We start from the raw sequence: 20,553 nt of genomic DNA, 5'->3' as shown, positions 1-20,553 counted from the left end.
CGCCAGGCGCGACTCTCATCGTGGCGCTGGGGCGTGCCCCAAACAGACGCCGGATAGATTTAAGCAAGCCAACCACATCACCCGTTAATCAGTATTGCAAAATGGGGGGTGACCATAGATTTTTTTGCCGGTTCCGGGCGTGGTTGTCGCCGCTGGAGCACTTTTTGTGGGAGCGGGCTTGCTCGCGATGGCATCGACACGGTATGACTGGAACACCTCAGCGCCTGCATCGCGAGCAAGCCCGCTCCCACACGTGACGTTAGGGAGCGTGGGCCTTGCGCCAGCACGCCCTGATCCCTGAGACTGCACGACCTGCCTTTACCCATCCGCTGTGGAGCGCCCGCATGGCTCACGAACTCTATACCCGCACCAATCAGAAGATCTATTTCGCCGGTCTGGCCCTGGAGGCCATGAACAAGGCGAGCGAAGGTCGGGCCATGAATGCCCAGGCGCTGGTTCAGGCCGAGCGCGAGGCGGCGGTATTCCATTTATATGGTGCCTTGCTAGGCCTGTGTCATGAAATTGCAGGCTTTTATCGCCTGTCACAAGCCAGCGCACCACGGGTTGAGTTGTTGCTCACCCGGCAGGTGCTGGACGAGAAAGCCATCCCTGAACTGGCAGAGCTGGTCGAGCTGGCTTGCGCGCCGCAAACCTGGCTGGCGCAGCTGGTGGCCACCCATGCAGCGCTGTATCAGCCGCTGCAGGCGCCGAAAAAGGTCAAGGCAGATGTATTCCAGCCTTTGATCGATACGGTCAGCCTGGAAGATGAGGCGCCACATGAGCTAAGCCGCGAAACCATGGAAGAGTGGCGCCAGAATCTCAAGGCGCTGGCCATTCGGTTCCGTGACGGACTCAATGAGTGCTGAGGGTCATAAGCGAAACGGTACAGTCATTCATCAGTCTGTAGTACAAAGCGCACAGATCCTGGGAATTTCCCATAGGATGGCTGATATACTCCCACGCTTTCGTGGAGAACAAATTTATATGCCAACGTCCTTTCTAGAAATTGTCGAGTTGCCAGACGGCCGCATCGAGTTGCGCCGTGCTGAGGACGAAGGGTCTTTGGTCACGCTGAATTTTTCTGAAGATGCCAAGGCTTTTCTTCAGGGTCAGCACGTAGAGGTGGCCAAGGCCATGCTCAGCGTCGGCGTGCAAATGGCGGGTCGGCTGGCAGAAGGCGAGCTGGAAAAAGACGACGGGCCGCGCATTCTTCATTAATCGCCCCGCAACCCTGTGCCGCAGCCAGGCAAGTGCATTCTGCACTGGCCCTGTGGCAGCGTTGCTTGTTTAGCCCAGGCGAATATTCAGGCTTTGCCCGTGACCGGTGCGGGCTGCGCTGATCAACTGTTGGCGTGCAGCGCTGTTCAGCGGGTTGATCCAGCTGACAACGGTGTGGCTGCGGCCCAGGCGTAGCGCTTCGCAGGTGAGCTGCAACGCGCTTTTATTGCCATTGGGCTGCAGCAGCAAAATTCGCTCGCGGTTCAGCCCTGCATCGCGCAGCCAGCTTTGGGTCAGGCTGGCCGGTGGTGCGATAAGGGTCAACCAGCGGGCGTTTTGCTGCTCGCTCAGTTCGCGCAGCATGGGGGCAAGCAGGTTCAGGCAGTTTCCGGCAGCACCGCGTAGCGACAGCTCACTGAAGACTTCAGGTTCGGCGCTCCAGGGTGATTCGAGCACGTCCTTGATCGCAGGGGCCATGGGCTGTGCCATGAACGCCTCGAACAGGGTCAGTTGTGCGGGCAGCGGTGTGTGGGGGAACTGCATGACGCCTCCTATTAGCGGCGAATAACGCCGACGCTCAGGCCTTCAATAACCAGTTCCTGCTCCTTGAGATTGACTTCAATAGGGGCAAAATCCGGATTTTCAGCGATAAGCCAGACTTTGCTGCCTTCACGCTTGAAGCGTTTTACGGTCACTTCGTCGTCGATGCGGGCTACCACGATCTGGCCGTTGCGCGCTTCGCGGCAGGTATGCACAGCCAGCAGGTCGCCATCGAAGATGCCGACGTCCTTCATGCTCATGCCCTGTACGCGCAGCAAGTAATCAGCTCGCGGATGGAAGAAGGTCGGGTTGATGTTGCAGGACTCTTCAACGTGTTCCTGCGCCAGGATCGGCGCACCGGCAGCAACCCGGCCGATGATGGGCAGGGTGGATTCGTCAGCCTTGGCTTCGAAGCCGGGAATGCGAATGCCTCGTGAAGCCCCAGGGGTCATCTCGATGGCACCCTTGCGGGCCAGGGCCTTGAGGTGCTCTTCGGCAGCGTTGGGTGACTTGAAGCCCAGTTCCTGTGCGATCTCGGCACGGGTGGGCGGGTATCCGTTGTCATCCAGGCATCGCTTGATGAAAGCCAGGATCTCAGCTTGGCGTGGCGTCAGTTTTAACATGATGATCGCTCTGTCTTTTTATACAGTGACTGGGATTATATACAGTGAAGGCGTATTGGCAATCATCCATTTCCGGCAGTCCGCTGGACGGTCGTCGATAAGCGCTGTGGCCCGTACCTTATCAGTTGGGGCCGGGCTGGCCGAGGCTGTGGTTAAATGCGAAACCGACCGGTCGCAAAACGAATAGGTCATCTTGACTTTTGACTGGCTGAAACGTATGTTTCAAACAAGTGTTTAAATGTTTGTCAGGCGGAGTAGTCATGGCCCAGTCGGAAACCGTTGAACGTATCCTTGATGCTGCCGAGCAGCTGTTCGCGGAAAAAGGGTTTGCTGAAACTTCATTGCGGCTGATTACCAGCAAGGCCGGGGTCAATCTGGCGGCGGTCAATTACCATTTTGGTTCAAAGAAAGCGCTGATCCAGGCGGTGTTCTCACGCTTCCTTGGGCCTTTCTGTGCCAACCTGGACCGTGAGCTGGAGCGTCGTCAGGGCAAGCCGGAGAATCGCCCGACTCTTGAGGAGTTGCTGGAGATGCTGGTCGAGCAGGCGCTGGTGATTCAGCCACGCAGTGGCAACGACCTGTCGATCTTCATGCGTTTGCTGGGTCTGGCCTTCAGCCAGAGCCAGGGCCACTTGCGCCGCTATCTTGAAGACATGTACGGCAAGGTGTTCCGCCGCTATATGCTGCTGGTCAATGAAGCGGCTCCGCAGATCCCGCCCATCGAGCTGTTCTGGCGCGTGCATTTCATGCTCGGCGCGGCGGCCTTCAGCATGTCGGGGATCAAGGCGCTGCGTGCCATTGCCGAGACCGATTTTGGCGTTAACACCTCGATCGAGCAGGTGATGCGCCTGATGGTGCCGTTTCTCGCCGCCGGCATGCGTGCCCAGAGCGGCGTCAGCGATCCGGCCATGGCCAGTGCGCAGATGCGTCCTCGCAGTAAAACTGCACCGGTCAGCGTCAAGGTTTGACCCGCTGCGGGTGGGCGCGGCAGCTTTGATCCGCTAAGCTAGCTGTCATGCCCAGCCCTGTCTTGTTCCCGTCTGCCAATTCGCCGCCGCCTCTCTGGAGTGCGGTGCGCAGGCCCGTGCCTGCGTATCCGGACCGGTTAACAAGCGCTCTCTCTTTCTAAAGGATTTCCCATGAGTTCTGCCTTGCAAGGCTCCTTGATGGTGGACGTCGCCGGTACCTGGCTGACGGCTGAAGACCGGCAATTGCTGCGCCAGCCTGAAGTGGGCGGATTGATCATCTTTGCACGCAATATCGAGCACCCGCGCCAGGTGCGTGAGTTGAGTGCTTCTATTCGGGCCATACGACCGGACCTGCTGCTGGCGGTCGATCAGGAAGGCGGCCGCGTGCAGCGCCTGCGTCAGGGCTTTGTGCGCCTGCCTGCCATGCGCGCCATTGCCGACAACCCCAATGCCGAGTACCTGGCCGAGCAATGTGGCTGGATCATGGCCACTGAAGTGCTGGCGGTGGGGCTGGACTTGAGCTTTGCCCCGGTTCTGGACCTGGACTATCAGCGCAGTGCTGTGGTCGGCAGCCGCTCGTTCGAGGGTGACCCCGAGCGCGCCGCTGTATTGGCCGGGGCATTCATTCGCGGGATGAACGACGCGGGCATGGCTGCCACCGGTAAGCACTTTCCGGGGCACGGGTGGGCTGAAGCTGACTCTCATGTAGCCATCCCTACGGATGAGCGCAGCCTGGAGCAGATCCGTGCCCATGACCTGGTGCCGTTTGCCCGTTTGAGCAAGCAACTGGCGGCGGTCATGCCGGCCCATGTGATCTATCCGCAAGTCGACAGCCAACCCGCAGGTTTTTCCCGGCGCTGGCTGCAGGACATCCTGCGCGGTGAACTGCAATTTGATGGTGTTATTTTCAGTGACGACCTGTCGATGGCTGGTGCTCATGTGGTGGGTGATGCCGCCAGTCGTATCGAGGCCGCCTTGTCGGCCGGTTGCGACATGGGCCTGGTATGCAACGACCGCGCCGCGGCAGAGCTGGCACTCAGTGCTGCGCAGCGCTTGAAAGTTACGCCATCGCCACGGATTGCGCGCATGCGTGGCCAGGCCTGGGCCAGTACCGATTATCGCCAGAGCCCGCGCTGGCTGGTGGCGATGGGCGCACTCAAAGATGCTCAATTAATTGATTAAGGGATCTGCCTCAATGACGGTTTACGCAATTATCGGCGGTACGGGCCTTACCCAGCTGGAAGGGCTGACCATCAGCCGCGCGCTGGCGCTGGACACGCCCTACGGGCCGACCTCGGCAGATATCCAGATCGGTGAGTTTGGCGGCCGCGAAGTGTTGTTCCTGGCCCGTCACGGCCATCCGCACCGGGTGCCTCCGCATCAGGTCAACTACCGCGCCAACCTGTGGGCGCTGAAGCAGGCCGGGGCCGAAGCGATTCTCGCGGTAAATGCCGTGGGCGGGATTCATATGGCGATGGGCACCGGGCATTTTTGTGTGCCTCATCAGTTGATCGACTACACCAGTGGCCGCGAGCATACTTTTTTTGCCGGTGATCTGGAGCAGGTGACCCATATCGACTTCAGCTATCCCTACACCGAATCGTTGCGCGAGCAATTGATTGGCGCATTGGCGGCCGAGGGCTGCTCCTACAGCAGTCATGGTGTTTATGCCGCTACTCAGGGCCCGCGTCTTGAGACAGTGGCAGAAATCGCCCGTCTTGAACGTGACGGTTGCGACATCGTGGGCATGACCGGCATGCCGGAAGCGGCACTGGCCCGCGAGCTGGAACTGGATTACGCGTGCCTGGCGCTGGTGGTCAACCCGGCAGCGGGCAAGTCGACAGCGATTATCACCATGGCCGAAATCGAGCAGGCGCTGCATGAGGGTATGGGCAAGGTAAAAGCGACGTTGGCGCGGGTGCTGGCGGGCTAATCAAGTCCGTAGCAGCCGCCGAACGCAGCCTCGCGGAGCTCGGCAGCTGCTACAGAATCAAGCCGCAAGTTGCGTCAATTTTCAGCGCTTTTCAGTTTTAGGCGGCAACGGCGCAAACAATGCGTCGATGTCGTCATCCTGCAGTTTCCAGTCCCCTGCGACGCGTCCGTCCAGTACGCCTGCCGCCAAATCTGACTTTTCCTGCTGCAAATGCTGGATTTTTTCTTCCACAGTGCCGCGGGCAATCATTTTGTACACAAACACCGGTTTTTCCTGGCCTATACGATAGGCGCGGTCAGTGGCCTGGTTTTCTGCCGCCGGGTTCCACCAAGGATCGTAGTGAATCACCGTGTCGGCCTCGGTAAGGTTCAGGCCTACGCCACCAGCCTTGAGGCTAATCAGAAAAATCTGCAGCTTGCCGCTCTGGAAGTCCTTGACCGGTGTACGTCGGTCCCGGGTTTGCCCGGTGAGGATGGCGTAGGGCACCTTGCGTTTTTTCAGCTCGGCCTCGATCAGCCCCAGCATCGAAGTGAACTGCGAAAACAGCAGGATGCGTCGGCCTTCGGCAAACAGCTCTTCGAGCATCAGCATCAGGCTGTCGAGCTTGCCCGAGGTGCTGCCTTTTTTCGGCGGGGTGTCGCTGACCAAGCGCAGGTCGCAACATACCTGGCGCAGTTTGAGCAGCGCTTCGAGGATAATTATCTGGCTGCGTCCCACGCCCTTACGGGTGATTTCGTCGCGGACTTTTTTGTCCATCGCCAGGCGCATGGTTTCGTACACGTCGCGCTGGGCTTCGTTGAGGTCCACCCAGTGGATGATTTCGGTCTTGGGCGGCAGTTCGGTAGCGACCTGCTCCTTGGTGCGGCGCAGCAGAAACGGTTTGATTCGCGCATTGAGATGCTGCAGGCGCTCGTTGCTGCCCTGGCGTTCAATGGGCACCCGGTAGTCGCGATTGAAAGTCTTGACGTCGCCCAGCCAGCCGGGCAGCAGGAAGTGGAACAGTGACCACAGCTCACCCAGGTGGTTCTCCAGCGGGGTACCACTCAGGCACAGGCGCTGGCGGGCAACCAGCTCGCAGGCGGCCTGGGTGGCCTTGCTGCCGGGGTTCTTGATGTACTGTGCTTCGTCCAGCACCAGCAGGTGCAGCGGCAGTTTTGCCAGATGCTCGATGTCCTTGGGCAGCAAGGCGTAGGTGGTCAGGATCACGTCGTAGTCGTTGAGGTGCGCGAAATATTTTTTGCGCGTGGCACCATACAGCGCCAGTACCTTGAGCTGCGGCGTAAAGTGCGCCGCTTCGTCGAGCCAGTTGGGGATCAGGCTGGTGGGCATCACAATCATGGCCGGGCGATCAAGGCGGCCGGCATTTTTTTCGCACAAGATATGCGCCAGGGTCTGCAGGGTTTTGCCCAGGCCCATGTCATCGGCCAGCACGCCGCCCACTTCCAGCTGACGCAATGACTGCATCCAGCTCAGGCCTTCGAGCTGATAGGGGCGCAGGTTGGCATTGAGCCCTTCGGGGGCTTCGACGCTGAAATTCTTGATATCTCGCAGGCGCTGGGCGAAGCCGCGAATCTGCTCGCCACCTTCCCAGCGCAGAGGGAGTGCATCCAGGGCGTTGAGCCGCGGCGCGTCAGCACTTTTGATCCGCAGAGAAGTGGCGTCCGGCTCGCCCAGATAAAACTCGTCCAGAGTGGCCAGTACCGGTTTCAGCCGTCCGTACGGCAGCGCAACCTGCAGCGGACCATGGCCGCTGGCAGGGTTGGCCGGAATATTCACCAGGATCAGTTCGTCGTCCCTGCGCCGGGCGAGTTTTTCCGGGTTGAGGATGTCGCTGTGGGAGCGCATCAGGTTGAGCAGTATCGGCAGCAGGCTCAGGTGCTGGCCGTTGACGATAATCCCCAGCTCCAGGTCAAACCAGTCGCGCTCCGGGGCTTCGTCGACAGTGGCATACCAGTCTTCTACCGGGGTCAGGTCAAAGCCGAAACCTTCATCGATCTGCAACTCCCAGCCCTTTTCGGCCAGGCCTTGCAACTGGTTGAGGGTGAAATTCAGCCAGGCACTGTCATTGACCAGCTCAAACAGCTCGCCGGCGCTTTCCGGTAGTGCCTTGCTCTGGCGCGTGGCAATTTTAAAGCCCAGGCTGCGCAGTTGCTCGCGGTAAAGGTGTTCGACCTCGGGCTTGCGCTTGATGCGCAGGGTTTGCTGTTCCTGGCGCAGCAGGATGTCAGCGTTTTTTTGCCCGCTCACGTACTGGTCCAGGTAGTTGAACGACAGGGCGGCGCGGTGCTGGATATAGCGCTGCATTTTGCCGTTGCGCGGCTCGAAAGCGCTGAATTCGGCACTGGCCAGCCACAGTCGCGGTACTGGCTGGACGTCCTCGACCAGCTGTTCTGGCAGATTGTTGGGGCGACGTGAGTCGAGTACGGCCTGGAGTTTTTCCAGAAGCTCGGCATCCTGAGCAGCGGCGGGGTAGTTCAAGGTTTCTTCAATCTTCAGTAAGACGGCTGCGGTGTGCTTGCAATTAACCCGCACCGGGCAGGTACAGTGGGCGCTGACCAGCAGCAAGGTGCTTTTGGCCGACTCACGCAACTGAATGGTCTGTCGGTAGATGTTTTCGCCAGAGCCCTGACAGCTGGCAGTGATCAGCTTGTCGCCGATCTGGGCGATCCTGACCCGATTTTCCTTGGCGTAGCGGCGGCCACGCTCAAGGCTTTGTTCCTTGAAGCGACTGACCCAGCTTGGTGCCAACGGCTGGGTCAGTCGGTCGGTGGGGTTCAGGGGCATGGGTTTTTCATTCAGGAAGACTTCGGCGTCAGGCGCTCGAACAGCGCTTCAATGGTATTGAAGCGTTCTTCCGGGCGCTCCATGGGTACCATGAATTTGAACAGGGTCGCGCCTTCGAATTTGTAGCGGTTGGGTTGGCCCTGGATCAATTTGATCAGCACCATCGGGTCAACCGGGGTGTCGGCGGCAAACTCGATGCGTCCGCCCTGCGGGCCGGCGTCGACTTTTTTGATGCCTAGTTGCTCGGCCTGCAATTTGAGCAGGGTGATGCGTACCAGGTTCTTGGTCGGCTCGGGGAGCAGGCCGAAGCGGTCGATCATCTCGACCTGCAAGTCCTTGAGGCCCTCTTCATCGGTTGCCGAGGCAATACGCTTGTAGAGGATCAGTCGCGCATGCACATCCGGCAGATACGACTCGGGAATCAGCGCAGGTACCCGCAGGTTGATTTCCGGGCCGCCACCCAGCGGCTGGTCGAGGTTGGGTTGCTCGCCCTTGCGGATCGACTTGACCGCGCGTTCGAGCATTTCCATGTACAGGGTAAAGCCGACCGCCTGAATCTGGCCGCTTTGACCATCCCCCAGTAACTCGCCCGCGCCACGGATTTCAAGGTCGTTGGTGGCCAGGACAAAGCCGGCACCCAGGTCCTGGGTGTTGGCGATGGCTTCCAGGCGTTTTTGCGCGTCGCCGGTAATCTGCTGGCGCGGTGGCGTCAGCAGGTAGGCATAGGCCTGGTGGTGACTGCGTCCGACGCGGCCGCGCAACTGGTGCAACTGTGCCAGGCCGAACTTGTCGGCGCGCTCGATGATGATGGTGTTGGCGCTCGGCACGTCGATCCCGGTCTCGATGATGGTCGAGGCGATCAGCACGTTGAAGCGCTTGTGATAGAAGTCACTCATCACCTGTTCGAGTTCGCGTTCGCGCATTTGCCCGTGGCCGATGCCGATCCGTGCTTCAGGCACCAGCTCGGCCAGTTCTGCCGCACATTTCTCGATGGTTTTAACGTCGTTGTGCAGGTAGTAGACCTGCCCGCCGCGCAGCAACTCACGCAGCAACGCCTCTTTGACGGTGCTTTTGTTCTGTTCCATGACGAAGGTGCGCACCGACAGCCGGCGCGCCGGCGGCGTGGCGATGATCGACAGGTCGCGCATGCCTGACACGGCCATGTTCAGCGTACGCGGGATCGGCGTGGCGGTGAGGGTCAGGATGTCGACTTCACTGCGCAAGGCCTTGAGCTGTTCTTTCTGGCGCACGCCGAAGCGGTGTTCTTCGTCGATGATCACCAGGCCCAGGTTTTTGATTTTGACATCGTCCTGCAGCAGCTTGTGGGTGCCGATGACGATATCGATCTTGCCTTCGGCCAGGTCGGCGACTGCCTGGTTGATCTCTTTGGCCGACTTGAAGCGGCTCATCACCTCGACCGTTACCGGCCAGTCGGCAAAACGGTCGCGGAAGCTGTTGTAGTGCTGCTGGGCGAGCAGGGTGGTGGGTACCAAAATGGCCACCTGACGGCCGCCATGCACAGCAATAAAGGCCGCGCGCATGGCCACTTCGGTCTTGCCGAAGCCCACGTCGCCACACACCAGACGATCCATGGGCTTGGGCGACAGCATGTCGGCGCGTACGGCTTCGATGGTGGTTTGCTGGTCCGGGGTTTCTTCAAACGGGAAGCCGGCACTGAAGGTTGCGTAATCCGCTTTCGGATCGGCAAATGCATAGCCTTCGCGGGCTGCTCGGCGGGCGTAGATGTCGAGCAGTTCGGCGGCCACGTCCCGCACTTGTTCGGCGGCCTTGCGCTTGGCCTTTTGCCAGGTTTCCGAGCCCAGGCGGTGCAGCGGCGCCAGTTCATCATCGCTGCCGGTATAGCGGGCGATCAGGTGCAGGTTGGCCACCGGCACATAGAGCTTGGCGCCTTCGGCGTATTCCAGGGTCAGGAACTCGGCCACCTGATTATCGACTTCAAGTGTGGCCAGGCCCTGATAGCGACCTACGCCGTGGTCGATATGCACAACGGGTGCGCCTTCGCGCAACTCGGTGAGGTTCTTGATCACCGCATCGTTGTTGGCATCGGCGCGTTTTTCCCGGCGCCGGCGCTGCATCACGCGCTGGCCGAACAACGGGCTTTCGGCGATCAGCGCCAGCGCCGGATCCTCCAGCAGCAGGCCTTCATCCAGCGGGGCGATAGTAATCGCCAGGCGGTGCTTGCTGGCGACGAAGTCCGGCCAGCTGTCGACTGTTTTGGGTCGCAGCTTCAAGCGTTCCAGCAGTTCGAGCAGCACTTCGCGGCGCCCGGCCGATTCGGCGGTAAACAGCACGCGGCCATCAAACTGCTCAAGGAAACCGGACAAAGCCGCCAATGGCTGGTTGGCCTTGGCTTCGATGGCCAGGTTGGGCAGCGGTTGCGCCGGGAAGCGCTCACGGCTGCTGCCGGTGTCGATGTCATCCTGGCTGGCGACCACCCGCGGCCAGTTTTTCAGGCGGGCGAAGCAGTCTTCAACCGGCAGGAACAGCTCGGCAGGCGGTAACAGTGGCCGCGACGGATCGATACGGCGCTCTTCGTAGCGGTTGCGTACGTCAGACCAGAAATTCTCGGCGGCCTGCTCGATGCCTGGCAGCGAGAACACTTGCGTGTCAGCCGGCAAATAGTCGAACAGGGTCGAGGTTTCATCGAAAAACAGCGGCAGGTAGTACTCGATACCCGCGGGGGTGATGCCGCTGCTCAAGTCCTGAAAGATCGGGCAGCGACGGAAGTCGACATCAAAACGCTCGCGAAAGCGCGCCTTGAACCGGGTCACCGCGTCTTTTTGCAGCGGGAACTCACGTGCCGGCAGCAGGCGCACCGATTCAACCTTGTCGATCGAGCGCTGGGTCTCGGGGTCGAAGGTGCGCAGGGTCTCGATTTCGTCGTCGAACAGGTCGATCCGGTAAGGCAGTTTGCTGCCCATCGGGAACAGGTCGATCAACGCGCCGCGCACGGCGAACTCGCCATGCTCATACACCGTATCGACGCAGCGATAGCCACTGGCCTCAAGCCGGGTACGCATTTGCTCCACATCCAGCTTCTGGCCGATGTCCAGCACCAGGCTGCTGCCGAGCAGGAACTTGGTCGGGGCCAGGCGATGTAGGGCGGTGGTCACCGGCACTACCAAAACACCATGACTCAGTTCCGGCAGCCGGTACAGGCTGGCGATACGCTGGGAGATGATGTCCTGGTGCGGCGAGAACAGATCGTAAGGCAGGGTTTCCCAGTCGGGAAAATGCAGTACCGGCAAGTCAGGGGCAAAGAATCTCAGTTCCTGCTCAAGACGCTCGGCGCTTTGGCTGTCAGCGGTCAGGAGCAGGGTGAAGCGCCTGGCGGCGCTGGCAGCCTCGGCAATCGCGAGGCTCAGGGCGGCACCGGGCAGATTGCTCCAGTGCTGTTTACCTGCCGTGGCAGGGAGTTTCGGTAGACGCAGGACGGGCACGGAAGGTTGAGCTCCAAGCGTTGCGACAAAGTTGGCGATTGTAACGGGCCAAGGGGCTGGCTGTCAGTTGCAGCCTTTAACAGCGGCGCAAATCAGCGCATAACACTGACATGGGGGTGCCAAAGGGGCTGTGCAAGGGCAGCAGACTGATGAAATGGCAGTTGTTATAAAATTTTTCGCCTATATTTGTTGATGCTTAATCGTTTCAGTAACGGCGTATGACAGGCGTGCATTGCCCCTGCATGGGCGCAGCGGCATAATGTAGCCCCTTTTTTCAGCCCCTACATGTGGAAGGTTCCCGTGACTCAGAAGCCCGACCAGTGTCTTGGTGAATGGATCGACCGTGAAGCACTCGCAGAAGCGATGATTCCGCTTATCGGTCAGCTTTACCGCAATAACAATGTGGTTAGCTCGATCTATGGCCGCAGCCTGATCAACCGTTCAGTCATTGCGATTCTCAAGGCTCACCGCTTTGCTCGCCATCGTCAGTCCGATGATATCGAATTGTCCGTGCACGAAACTTTCCCGTTGCTCAAGGCAATGAGCGAGCTCAAGCTCGGCGCTGCTTCGGTAGACCTGGGCAAGCTGGCCGTGAAGTTCAAGGCCGAAGGCAATGGCCGCACGGCTGAGCAGTTTGTGCGCGAAGAACTGGCCGATGTTGTGGGTCAGCAAAACGCTTCTGCACGTAAAGGTACTGACGTTGTGCTGTACGGCTTCGGTCGTATCGGCCGTCTGCTGGCGCGCATCCTGATTGAAAAAACCGGTGGTGGCGACGGTCTGCGTCTGCGTGCCATCGTTGTGCGCAAAGGCGCCGACAACGATCTGGTCAAGCGTGCCAGCCTGCTGCGTCGTGACTCGGTGCATGGCCCGTTCGATGGCACCATCGTGGTCGATGAAGCCAACAACACCATCACCGCCAACGGCAACCTGATTCAGGTTATCTACGCGAAAAACCCTACCGAAGTGGACTACACCCAGTACGGTATCCAGAACGCCCTGCTGGTGGACAACACCGGTGTATGGCGTGATGCCGATGGCCTGGGTCAGCACTTGCAGTGCCCTGGTATCGATCGCGTGGTCCTGACCGCTCCGGGCAAGGGCAAGCTGAAGAACATTGTTCACGGCATCAACCACGGCGAAATCACCGCAGACGACAAGATCGTTTCGGCGGCATCCTGCACCACCAACGCCATCGTGCCGGTGCTCAAGGCTGTCAACGACAAGTTCGGCATCGTCAATGGTCACGTTGAAACGGTTCACTCGTACACCAACGACCAGAACCTGATCGACAACTTCCACAAGGGCGACCGCCGTGGTCGTAGCGCCGCGCTGAACATGGTTATCACCGAGACCGGTGCTGCTACCGCTGCTGCCAAGGCATTGCCTGAGCTGGCCGGCAAGCTGACCGGTAACGCGATCCGTGTGCCGACGCCGAACGTGTCGATGGCCATCCTCAACCTGAACCTTGAGAAGCCGGCTACCCGTGAAGAAATGAACGAGTACCTGCGTCACATGGCGCTGCACTCCGATCTGCACAAGCAAATCGACTTCGTCAGCTCCCAGGAAGTGGTGTCCACTGACTTCGTGGGTTCGCGTCACGCCGGTGTGGTGGATGCTGAAGCGACGATCTGCAATGACAACCGCGTTGTGCTGTACGTGTGGTACGACAACGAATTCGGTTACAGCTGCCAGGTAGTACGCGTGATGGAAGACATGGCCGGGGTCAACCCGCCAGCGTTCCCGCGCTAAGCAACCGCCGCAACTGAAAACGCCCCGACTTGTCGGGGCGTTTTTGTTTGTGCAGGAAACCTGTGGGAGCGGGCTTGCTCGCGATGGGATCGGCGCGGTTGTTCAGTCAGACCGCGTTGCTGGCATCGCGGGCAAGCCCGCTCCCACAGGGGTCAGGCGTTACCCGCCACCGCCGATTGCGCCGTACGCAACTGATGCTGATTGCCACGGAACAACACCACGGTCGCAATCAGGCCCAGTATCGCCGCCCCGGTCAGCCACAGACCGGGGGCGGCCTTGTTGTCCAGGGCATGAATCAGGTAAGTGCAAGCCGCCGGAGTAAAGCCACCGAAAGTGGCGGTCGCCAGGCTGTAGGCCAGGGAGAAACCGGTGGTGCGCACTTCAACTGGCATGATTTCGGTCAGGGCAACCACCATCGCGCCGTTGTACGAGCCATACAGGAACGACAGCCACAGTTCGACAATCAGCAGATGACTGAAGCTCGGGTTGGCCACCAGCCAGGACAACGCCGGGTAGGCGGTCAGGATCGCCAGGATGGTCGCACCCAGCAGCAGCGGTTTACGCCCGATCTTGTCCGACAGCGAGCCCATGACCGGCAGCCAGAAAAAGTTCGACAGGCCAATGCACACTGTGACCAGCAAGGCATCGAAGTCCGACAGATGCAGCTCGGCCTTGCCGAAGGTCGGGGTATAGGCAGTGATCAGATAGAACGACACGGTAGTCATCACCACCAGGGCCATGCCACCCAGCACCAAGCCAAAGTTCTGACCGACTGAGCGAAGGATTTCACGCAGGGTAGGGTGATGTTTGCGGGCTTCGAACTCAGGAGTTTCTTCCATCGAGCGGCGGATCACAAAGATCACCGGCACAATCATGCAACCCAGCAGAAACGGAATCCGCCAGCCCCATTCACCCATTTCTTCAGGGCTTAGCCAATGGTTGAGACCAACCCCCAGCAAGCCTGCGAACACCACGGCAGCCTGCTGGCTAGCCGACTGCCAGCTGACGAAGAAACCCTTGCGCCCCGGTGTGGCGATTTCTGCCAGGTACACCGAAACCCCGCCCAGTTCCACGCCTGCCGAAAAACCTTGCAGCAAGCGCCCGAGCAACACCAGCAGGGGTGCGGCAACACCCAGGGTGGCGTAGCCCGGCACGCAGGCGATGAGTACGGTACCCATGGCCATCAGGGCCAGGGTAATGATCAGGCCCTTGCGACGGCCGTGGCGGTCAATATAGGCACCGAGAAAAATCGCACCCAGCGGGCGCGCGAGAAAACCGGCACCGAAGGTGGCCAGGGCGAGCATCAGTGAGGCAAAAGCGCTATCGGTTGGGAAGAAGGTTTTGGCAATGGCCGTGGCGTAAAAGCCAAAGACCATAAAGTCGAACATCTCTAGGAAGTTACCGCTGACAACGCGAAAAATCGCCTTGCCTTTGCCCGTACTGGAGGCCATCAGAAATCACCCGCTCTTATCTGTTTTTATGCGTTATCCGTGTTTTTACTCGTCCACACTGCCAGGCAATGACCTGCGCCATTGCGCAAAACAGTTTTGTAACCATATGTGTAACAAAGTGTGTAGGCAACATTTGTTGGCGCTACACGGCCGGGCTAGGGCCTTTGCGCAAGCAGGCTCAGGCGCAGTGGGTCGGGCAGACCTTCGGGTGCGAGCCAGATGCCCAGGTAGATTTTGGCCAGTTGATGATTCTGGCTGGTGAAAATGACCTGACCATTGCGCTCCAGCTTCAGCCCGCGTTGCGGGTTGTAGTCCAGGGCGTAGCGATCGCCGCGTTTGATATCGCCAAAACTGGTCTGAAGTTGTTTTAGCGGGGCGTCGAGGCGAGCCAGGGTGGCTGCCGGTTGCTGGCGCTTGAGGATGGTGGCCGAGGCCCGGGTGATATCGCTGTGCTCCAGATCGCGCAGATAGAACAGCTCAAGGCGCAGCTCGCGCTGTTCGTCAAAGGCCTGTTGCGGTTGGATGCCTGGCTGGGTGAAAAGGGCTGCGGCATAGATATCGGCCCAGAGGTAGGTCAGCACGATCTGGCCTTTGCGTTCCATGAGTTGCGTGCCATCGCGCCATTGGGCGGGAAAGTTGGCTTCTTTTAGCCGAGCGGACTCATCGGCCAGGCTGGTGGTGCAGTAAAGCAGCAACAATACGATCAACAACTGGCGCATGGTGGATGGCTCTGATCGATGGGTTGTTAGAGGTTATGTCAGTTTTGCTAAGTGTGCGGCAGCTGCTACGCAGGCTCTCGCGCGCGATGAGATGTAGTGAACACAAAAATAGCCAACGACCAGACCAAGGGTTAATGTTCGCGGCGTTCAGGCTTCTATAGACTGTGCCCCACGTTTTGATCCTTCATGGCGCTGGCCGCGACATGATTTAGCCGTAGGTGCCCAAAGCGGTGCCACGGCCTGTTCTGAGGAGTACGCATGGCTGTCTACAACTACGACGTAGTGGTACTGGGTTCCGGCCCGGCAGGAGAAGGTGCGGCAATGAACGCCGCAAAAGCAGGGCGCAAGGTGGCAATGGTGGATAGCCGGCGTCAGGTTGGCGGCAACTGCACGCACTTGGGCACGATCCCGTCCAAAGCCTTGCGTCACTCGGTTCGCCAGATCATGCAGTTCAACACCAATCCGATGTTTCGGGCCATTGGTGAGCCGCGCTGGTTCTCGTTCCCGGACGTACTGAAAAGTGCCGAGAAGGTTATTTCCAAGCAAGTGGCTTCGCGCACCGGTTACTACGCACGTAATCGCGTCGACCTGTTCTTCGGCACCGGCAGCTTCACCGACGAGCAAACCATCGAAGTGGTGTGCACCAACGGCGTTGTCGAAACCCTGATGGCCAAGCAAATCATTATCGCCACCGGCTCGCGCCCGTATCGCCCGGCTGATATCGATTTCACTCACTCGCGTATCTACGATAGCGACACCATCCTCAGTCTGGGCCACACCCCGCGTAAGCTGATTGTTTACGGGGCAGGCGTGATCGGCTGCGAATACGCGTCGATCTTCAGTGGTCTGGGGGTGTTGATTGAGCTGGTGGATAACCGCGAGCAACTGTTGAGCTTCCTCGATTCCGAGATCTCGCAAGCGCTGAGCTACCACTTCAGCAACAACAACATCACCGTACGCCACAACGAAGAGTACGAGCGGGTAGAAGGCGTCGAAAACGGCGTGATCCTGCATCTCAAGTCCGGCAAGAAGATCAAGGCCGACGCCTTGCTCTGGTGCAATGGCCGTACCGGCAACACCGATCTGCTGGGTCTGGAAAACATCGGCATCAAGGCCAATGGCCGTGGCCAGATCACGGTTGATGAAAACTACCGCACCACCGTGCCGAACATTTTTGCCGCAGGTGATGTAATCGGCTGGCCAAGCCTGGCCAGTGCCGCCCACGACCAGGGGCGTTCGGCAGCGGGCAGCATCGTTGATAACGGCAGCTGGCGCTTCGTCAATGACGTGCCGACCGGCATCTACACCATTCCGGAGATCAGCTCGATCGGCAAGAACGAGCAGGAGTTGACCCAGGCCAAGGTGCCGTACGAAGTGGGCAAGGCGTTTTTCAAGAGCATGGCGCGTGCACAGATTGCCGGCGAGCCCCAGGGCATGCTGAAAATCCTGTTCCACCGTGAAACCCTTGAAGTGCTGGGCGTTCACTGCTTCGGTTATCAGGCATCAGAGATCGTGCACATCGGCCAGGCGATCATGAACCAGCCGGGCGAGCTCAATACCCTGAAGTACTTCGTCAACACCACGTTCAACTACCCGACCATGGCCGAAGCCTATCGGGTAGCGGCCTACGATGGCCTCAACCGGCTTTTTTGAGCGGCTCCGGCCGGTGGCCTGAGCCGGCCGGGGAGACCGATTTCAGCTATTCCCGAGGGTGGCAGTGGCCAAACCGGGAAAGTCTGTAATCAGGCTATCTACGCCGAAGTCGGCGAGCCTGCGCATCAGCGCAGGTTCGTTGACTGTCCATACCGACACATGCAAACCCTGACGCTGGGCCTTCTCCAGGCGTTCAGGCGTGCACAGTGTCCAGTTCAATGCCAGCATCTCGCAGCCATAACTCTGGGCGACCTTGATCGGGTCGAGCCAGGCGTATTCGGCCACCAGGCCGCGGGACAGGTCTGGCGTCAACTCCAGCGCAGCCTTGAGCACCTCACGCGAGCTTGACGTGACCGTGACCTTGTCCATCAGCCCGTGACGTACCGCCATTTCGCGGATTGCCAGCACGGTGGTTGCTGCGCGGGTGCGCGAGGCGCTCTTGACCTCCAGCTGCCAGTGCTCGAAGTTGCACTTTTCAAACAGCTCCTCAAGGCGCGGGATCGGGCACGGCTGCATCCAGCCCGGGCCACCCTTGCGCGCGTCATAGGTCACCAGGTCGGCAGCCGTGTGCTCGATAACCTTGCCGCGCCGGTCCGTGGTGCGCTTGAGGGTCGGGTCGTGGATGACCATCAGCTCACCGTCCTTCGACAGGTGCAGGTCGAGCTCACAGCGCCGTACGCCATGCTTGAGGCATTGCTCAAAGCTGGCAAGGGTGTTTTCCGGTGCTTCGCCTTTGGCGCCGCGATGGCCATAAATCAGGGTCACATTTGCTCCTTGTACAGAGTGATCACGGCCCGGTGCTTACTCGGGCGCGGATGTTTGTTGTTCGCGGGCCAGGCGGCGCGCCTGTGCCTGTTTTTGCAAAATGTAGCGCGCCAGCAACTGGCGCTGTGTATCGGTCAGGGATTCAAATTCGGTGTTGACGCGGTAACCGGCATTCTGTGCCTGGCAATCGATGACGCGGGCGCGTAACAACAAGCCCAGCGCCTGGGGCATCAATACCAGCTTGATTGCAAGATGGCTGTCAGGCAGGCAGGGGTGCGGGTGCTGAAATTCGATACCGCCCTCGGACAGCTGCACCGGCTGTAACTCACCGATCTGACCCAGCACCGTTTGCGCAACGATCTGGCTCAGCAGTTCGACACGTTTGTTCAGGGTTTTAAGGTAGCTGGAAAGGGTGCGGTCGCGTTCGCTGATCTGGCGCAGCAAGTGCTGGGACTCGAATTCGCTCAGGTGCAATTCGCTGAGCAAATTGAACAGCGGTGACTCATCCTGCAACACTTCACTGCTCGCGGCTTCGAGGGCCGACAGCGGGGTTATTTCCAGTGCGATCATATCCTCGATACGGTAGTATTCGCGGCGATCTGCTTCATCTAATGTCGACATGGCGAACCCATGATGGCGGCTGTGGTCTGAGTGTAAAGCTGCTTATCAGGCCCCGCCACAAGGACGTCTTCTTTTCCCTCGAACAAGCCCCGACATGTTCAGACCTCTCTCTTTATTTATCGGCACGCGTTATACCCGTGCAAAGCGTCGCAATCATTTTGTGTCGTTTATTTCCCTGACCTCGATGATCGGGCTCGCCCTTGGCGTGGTCGTGATGATTGTCGTGTTATCGGTGATGAACGGCTTCGATCATGAGATGCGCACCCGCGTGCTGGGCATGGTGCCCCACGCGACCATCGTCGGCGACCAGCCGATCAGTGACTGGCAAAGCCTGGCGGCCAAGGTCAAGCAGAACCCCAAGGTGGAGGCGGTTGCGCCGTTTACCCAGATGCAGGGCTTGCTGACCAATGATGGCAACGTGCAGAAAGTCCTGCTCAATGCCATTGACCCGGCGCAGGAACGCAATGTCTCGATCATTGACCGGTTCATGCAGCAGGGCCAGCTCGACTCGCTGACCCCGGGCAGCTTCGGCATCATCATTGGCGACAAGGCCGCGAAAAAGCTGGGTGTGAGCGTCGGCGACAAGCTGACCTTCGTTGCGCCGGAAGTCACGGTGACACCGGCCGGCATGTTCCCGCGCATGAAGCGTTTTACCGTGCAGGGCATTTTTCATGTCGGTGCCGGTGAGATCGACGGCTACCTGGGCATCACCAACCTGCAGGACCTGGCGCGTTTGCAGCGCTGGAAACCTGACCAGGTACAGGGCCTGCGGCTGAAGTTCGATGACCTGTTCGAAGCGCCGCGCACTGCCTGGGAAATCGCCCAGCAGCTGGGCGAGAGCCAGTATTACGCCCGTGACTGGACCCGTACCCACGGCAACCTGTACCAGGCCATCCGCATGGAAAAAGCCATGATTGGCCTGCTGTTGCTGCTGATTGTGGCCGTGGCCGCGTTCAACATCATTTCCACGCTGGTGATGGTGGTCAATGACAAGAAAGGCGACATCGCCATCCTGCGTACCCTGGGGGCGACGCCGGGCACCATCATGGCCACCTTTATGGTGCAGGGCACCGTTATCGGTGTGGTCGGGACGGCCATCGGCGCGGTGGTCGGGATGCTTGCTGCGCTCAATGTCAGCGCTGCGATCTCGGCCCTTGAAGGCCTGATCGGGCACAAGTTTCTCAATGCCGACGTGTATTTCATCGACTACCTGCCCTCGCAGTTGCAGGCACAGGACGTGTTGATGGTGTGCGGTGCGGCATTGGTTCTGAGTTTCCTCGCGACCTTGTACCCGGCCTGGCGTGCTGCGCGCACCCAGCCTGCGCAGGCGCTTCGTTATGAGTGAGTTGGGCATGAAAGAACAAGCAGTGTTGAGTTGCCGCGACCTGGGCAAGTCCTACGAGGAAGGCCCGGAATCCGTGGTGGTGCTGTCGGGGCTGCAGCTTGAGTTGCACCCTGGTGAGCGGGTGGCGATCGTCGGGACTTCGGGTTCGGGCAAAAGTACCTTGCTCAACCTGCTCGGCGGGCTTGATACCCCGACCAGTGGCAGTGTCTGGCTGGCGGGTGAAGAGCTATCGGCCCTGGGCGAAAAGGCCCGTGGCCTGTTGCGCAACCGCTCGCTGGGTTTCGTGTATCAATTTCACCACTTGTTGCCCGAGTTCACCGCCCTGGAAAACGTCTGCATGCCGCTGTTGATCGGCAAGACGGCGATCCCCGAGGCGCGTGAGCGGGCCACGGCGCTACTGACCCGGGTGGGGCTGGGTCATCGCCTGGAGCACAAGCCGGCCGAACTGTCGGGCGGCGAGCGCCAGCGTGTGGCGATTGCCCGGGCGCTGGTCAACAAGCCGGGGCTGGTGATGCTCGATGAGCCCACCGGCAACCTCGACTCGCACACGGCCCAGGGCATTCAGGACCTGATGCTGGAGCTCAGCACGTCAATGCGCACTGCGTTCCTGGTGGTAACCCACGACATGAACCTGGCCCGCCAGATGGATCGCGTGTTGCACCTTCAGGAAGGTCGCCTGACCACGATCTGATCGGCCAGCACCTGACGCCTGCAAGCGGGCGT

17 protein-coding genes are annotated in these 20,553 nt (G+C 59.8%); 9 read left to right on the top strand and 8 right to left on the bottom strand.

All coding sequences use genetic code 11. From position 1 onward, the window contains the following. Positions 1 to 344: 344 nt before the first annotated feature. On the top strand, positions 345 to 866 hold the full coding sequence (locus PPTH39_RS06555; protein WP_095020292.1) for a DUF6586 family protein: 522 nt from the start codon (positions 345 to 347) through the stop codon (positions 864 to 866). Positions 867 to 984: 118 nt separating this feature from the next. Beyond that, the gene (locus PPTH39_RS06550; RefSeq protein WP_003446620.1) at positions 985 to 1,218 is read left to right on the top strand and encodes a hypothetical protein; all 234 of its coding nucleotides are present in this window, start codon (positions 985 to 987) and stop codon (positions 1,216 to 1,218) included. A 69-nt stretch (positions 1,219 to 1,287) separates the two neighbouring features. On the opposite strand, the gene sulA is transcribed toward PPTH39_RS06550, so the two are convergent. Then, on the bottom strand, positions 1,288 to 1,761 hold the full coding sequence (sulA, locus tag PPTH39_RS06545; protein ID WP_095002210.1) for an SOS-induced cell division inhibitor SulA: 474 nt from the start codon (positions 1,759 to 1,761) through the stop codon (positions 1,288 to 1,290). Positions 1,762 to 1,772: 11 nt separating this feature from the next. After that, positions 1,773 to 2,381, bottom strand: a complete 609-nt coding sequence (lexA, locus tag PPTH39_RS06540) for a transcriptional repressor LexA (protein ID WP_029611310.1) — start codon at positions 2,379 to 2,381, stop codon at positions 1,773 to 1,775. 260 nt (positions 2,382 to 2,641) lie between these two features. Between lexA and PPTH39_RS06530 the strand changes: the two genes are divergently transcribed. The 3 genes from PPTH39_RS06530 to PPTH39_RS06520 all read left to right on the top strand — a co-directional run bounded on the left by PPTH39_RS06530 (position 2,642) and on the right by PPTH39_RS06520 (position 5,282). Beyond that, complete coding sequence (locus PPTH39_RS06530; RefSeq protein ID WP_095002208.1) at positions 2,642 to 3,349, top strand: TetR/AcrR family transcriptional regulator; 708 nt, start codon at positions 2,642 to 2,644, stop codon at positions 3,347 to 3,349. A 183-nt stretch (positions 3,350 to 3,532) separates the two neighbouring features. Further along, on the top strand, positions 3,533 to 4,531 hold the full coding sequence (gene nagZ / locus PPTH39_RS06525) for a beta-N-acetylhexosaminidase (RefSeq protein ID WP_169916728.1): 999 nt from the start codon (positions 3,533 to 3,535) through the stop codon (positions 4,529 to 4,531). Between the two features lie 13 nt (positions 4,532 to 4,544). Next, on the top strand, positions 4,545 to 5,282 hold the full coding sequence (locus PPTH39_RS06520; protein WP_095002206.1) for an S-methyl-5'-thioinosine phosphorylase: 738 nt from the start codon (positions 4,545 to 4,547) through the stop codon (positions 5,280 to 5,282). 81 nt (positions 5,283 to 5,363) lie between these two features. Here the strand turns inward: PPTH39_RS06520 and PPTH39_RS06515 are convergent, their stop codons facing one another. Continuing rightward, positions 5,364 to 8,066 (bottom strand): DEAD/DEAH box helicase, encoded by a 2,703-nt coding sequence (locus tag PPTH39_RS06515; protein WP_130871782.1) that lies wholly within the window; start codon positions 8,064 to 8,066, stop codon positions 5,364 to 5,366. 11 nt (positions 8,067 to 8,077) lie between these two features. Beyond that, entirely contained in the window at positions 8,078 to 11,527 is a 3,450-nt protein-coding gene (gene mfd / locus PPTH39_RS06510; protein ID WP_095019366.1) for a transcription-repair coupling factor, read from the bottom strand. 285 nt (positions 11,528 to 11,812) lie between these two features. Here mfd and PPTH39_RS06505 point away from each other — a divergent pair, with 285 nt between their 5' ends. Beyond that, on the top strand, positions 11,813 to 13,276 hold the full coding sequence (locus tag PPTH39_RS06505; RefSeq protein ID WP_083369829.1) for a glyceraldehyde-3-phosphate dehydrogenase: 1,464 nt from the start codon (positions 11,813 to 11,815) through the stop codon (positions 13,274 to 13,276). A gap of 152 nt (positions 13,277 to 13,428) precedes the next feature. Here the strand turns inward: PPTH39_RS06505 and tcuC are convergent, their stop codons facing one another. Further along, positions 13,429 to 14,727, bottom strand: a complete 1,299-nt coding sequence (gene tcuC, locus PPTH39_RS06500) for an MFS transporter (protein WP_095002202.1) — start codon at positions 14,725 to 14,727, stop codon at positions 13,429 to 13,431. 155 nt (positions 14,728 to 14,882) lie between these two features. Continuing rightward, a complete protein-coding gene (locus PPTH39_RS06495; protein WP_130871781.1) occupies positions 14,883 to 15,446 on the bottom strand; it encodes a chalcone isomerase family protein in 564 nt (187 codons plus the stop codon). Positions 15,447 to 15,704: 258 nt separating this feature from the next. On the opposite strand from PPTH39_RS06495, the gene sthA reads away from it, so the two are divergent. After that, complete coding sequence (sthA, locus tag PPTH39_RS06490; RefSeq protein ID WP_095002200.1) at positions 15,705 to 17,099, top strand: Si-specific NAD(P)(+) transhydrogenase; 1,395 nt, start codon at positions 15,705 to 15,707, stop codon at positions 17,097 to 17,099. Between the two features lie 42 nt (positions 17,100 to 17,141). Here the strand turns inward: sthA and PPTH39_RS06485 are convergent, their stop codons facing one another. Together PPTH39_RS06485 and PPTH39_RS06480 are read right to left on the bottom strand one after the other, a co-directional pair. Then, the gene (locus PPTH39_RS06485) at positions 17,142 to 17,864 is read right to left on the bottom strand and encodes a glycerophosphodiester phosphodiesterase (protein ID WP_095026088.1); all 723 of its coding nucleotides are present in this window, start codon (positions 17,862 to 17,864) and stop codon (positions 17,142 to 17,144) included. Positions 17,865 to 17,900: 36 nt separating this feature from the next. After that, entirely contained in the window at positions 17,901 to 18,485 is a 585-nt protein-coding gene (locus tag PPTH39_RS06480) for a PilZ domain-containing protein (RefSeq protein ID WP_095026089.1), read from the bottom strand. 94 nt (positions 18,486 to 18,579) lie between these two features. Between PPTH39_RS06480 and PPTH39_RS06475 the strand changes: the two genes are divergently transcribed. Continuing rightward, entirely contained in the window at positions 18,580 to 19,830 is a 1,251-nt protein-coding gene (locus tag PPTH39_RS06475) for a lipoprotein-releasing ABC transporter permease subunit (RefSeq protein WP_095002197.1), read from the top strand. A gap of 7 nt (positions 19,831 to 19,837) precedes the next feature. Continuing rightward, on the top strand, positions 19,838 to 20,521 hold the full coding sequence (gene lolD / locus PPTH39_RS06470; protein WP_165446489.1) for a lipoprotein-releasing ABC transporter ATP-binding protein LolD: 684 nt from the start codon (positions 19,838 to 19,840) through the stop codon (positions 20,519 to 20,521). Positions 20,522 to 20,553 lie beyond the last annotated feature (32 nt).

This window comes from Pseudomonas bubulae (assembly GCF_900618535.1).
Classification (GTDB): Bacteria; Pseudomonadota; Gammaproteobacteria; order Pseudomonadales; family Pseudomonadaceae; genus Aquipseudomonas; species Aquipseudomonas bubulae.
Note: the sequence above shows the minus strand (reverse complement) of the source record. Positions and strands in the feature narration are given on the sequence as shown.

Excerpts from the sequence above, each read along its gene's own strand:
- lolD (WP_165446489.1), top strand. The coding sequence starts at position 19,838 with ATGAAAGAACAAGCAGTGTTGAGTTGCCGCGACCTGGGCAAGTCCTAC.
- tcuC (WP_095002202.1), bottom strand. The coding sequence starts at position 14,727 with ATGGCCTCCAGTACGGGCAAAGGCAAGGCGATTTTTCGCGTTGTCAGC.
- sthA (WP_095002200.1), top strand. The coding sequence starts at position 15,705 with ATGGCTGTCTACAACTACGACGTAGTGGTACTGGGTTCCGGCCCGGCA.
- PPTH39_RS06515 (WP_130871782.1), bottom strand. The coding sequence starts at position 8,066 with ATGCCCCTGAACCCCACCGACCGACTGACCCAGCCGTTGGCACCAAGC.
- PPTH39_RS06480 (WP_095026089.1), bottom strand. The coding sequence starts at position 18,485 with ATGTCGACATTAGATGAAGCAGATCGCCGCGAATACTACCGTATCGAG.
- PPTH39_RS06555 (WP_095020292.1), top strand. The coding sequence starts at position 345 with ATGGCTCACGAACTCTATACCCGCACCAATCAGAAGATCTATTTCGCC.
- PPTH39_RS06520 (WP_095002206.1), top strand. The coding sequence starts at position 4,545 with ATGACGGTTTACGCAATTATCGGCGGTACGGGCCTTACCCAGCTGGAA.
- sulA (WP_095002210.1), bottom strand. The coding sequence starts at position 1,761 with ATGCAGTTCCCCCACACACCGCTGCCCGCACAACTGACCCTGTTCGAG.
- PPTH39_RS06495 (WP_130871781.1), bottom strand. The coding sequence starts at position 15,446 with ATGCGCCAGTTGTTGATCGTATTGTTGCTGCTTTACTGCACCACCAGC.
- PPTH39_RS06475 (WP_095002197.1), top strand. The coding sequence starts at position 18,580 with ATGTTCAGACCTCTCTCTTTATTTATCGGCACGCGTTATACCCGTGCA.
- lexA (WP_029611310.1), bottom strand. The coding sequence starts at position 2,381 with ATGTTAAAACTGACGCCACGCCAAGCTGAGATCCTGGCTTTCATCAAG.
- PPTH39_RS06530 (WP_095002208.1), top strand. The coding sequence starts at position 2,642 with ATGGCCCAGTCGGAAACCGTTGAACGTATCCTTGATGCTGCCGAGCAG.
- PPTH39_RS06505 (WP_083369829.1), top strand. The coding sequence starts at position 11,813 with ATGTGGAAGGTTCCCGTGACTCAGAAGCCCGACCAGTGTCTTGGTGAA.
- PPTH39_RS06550 (WP_003446620.1), top strand. The coding sequence starts at position 985 with ATGCCAACGTCCTTTCTAGAAATTGTCGAGTTGCCAGACGGCCGCATC.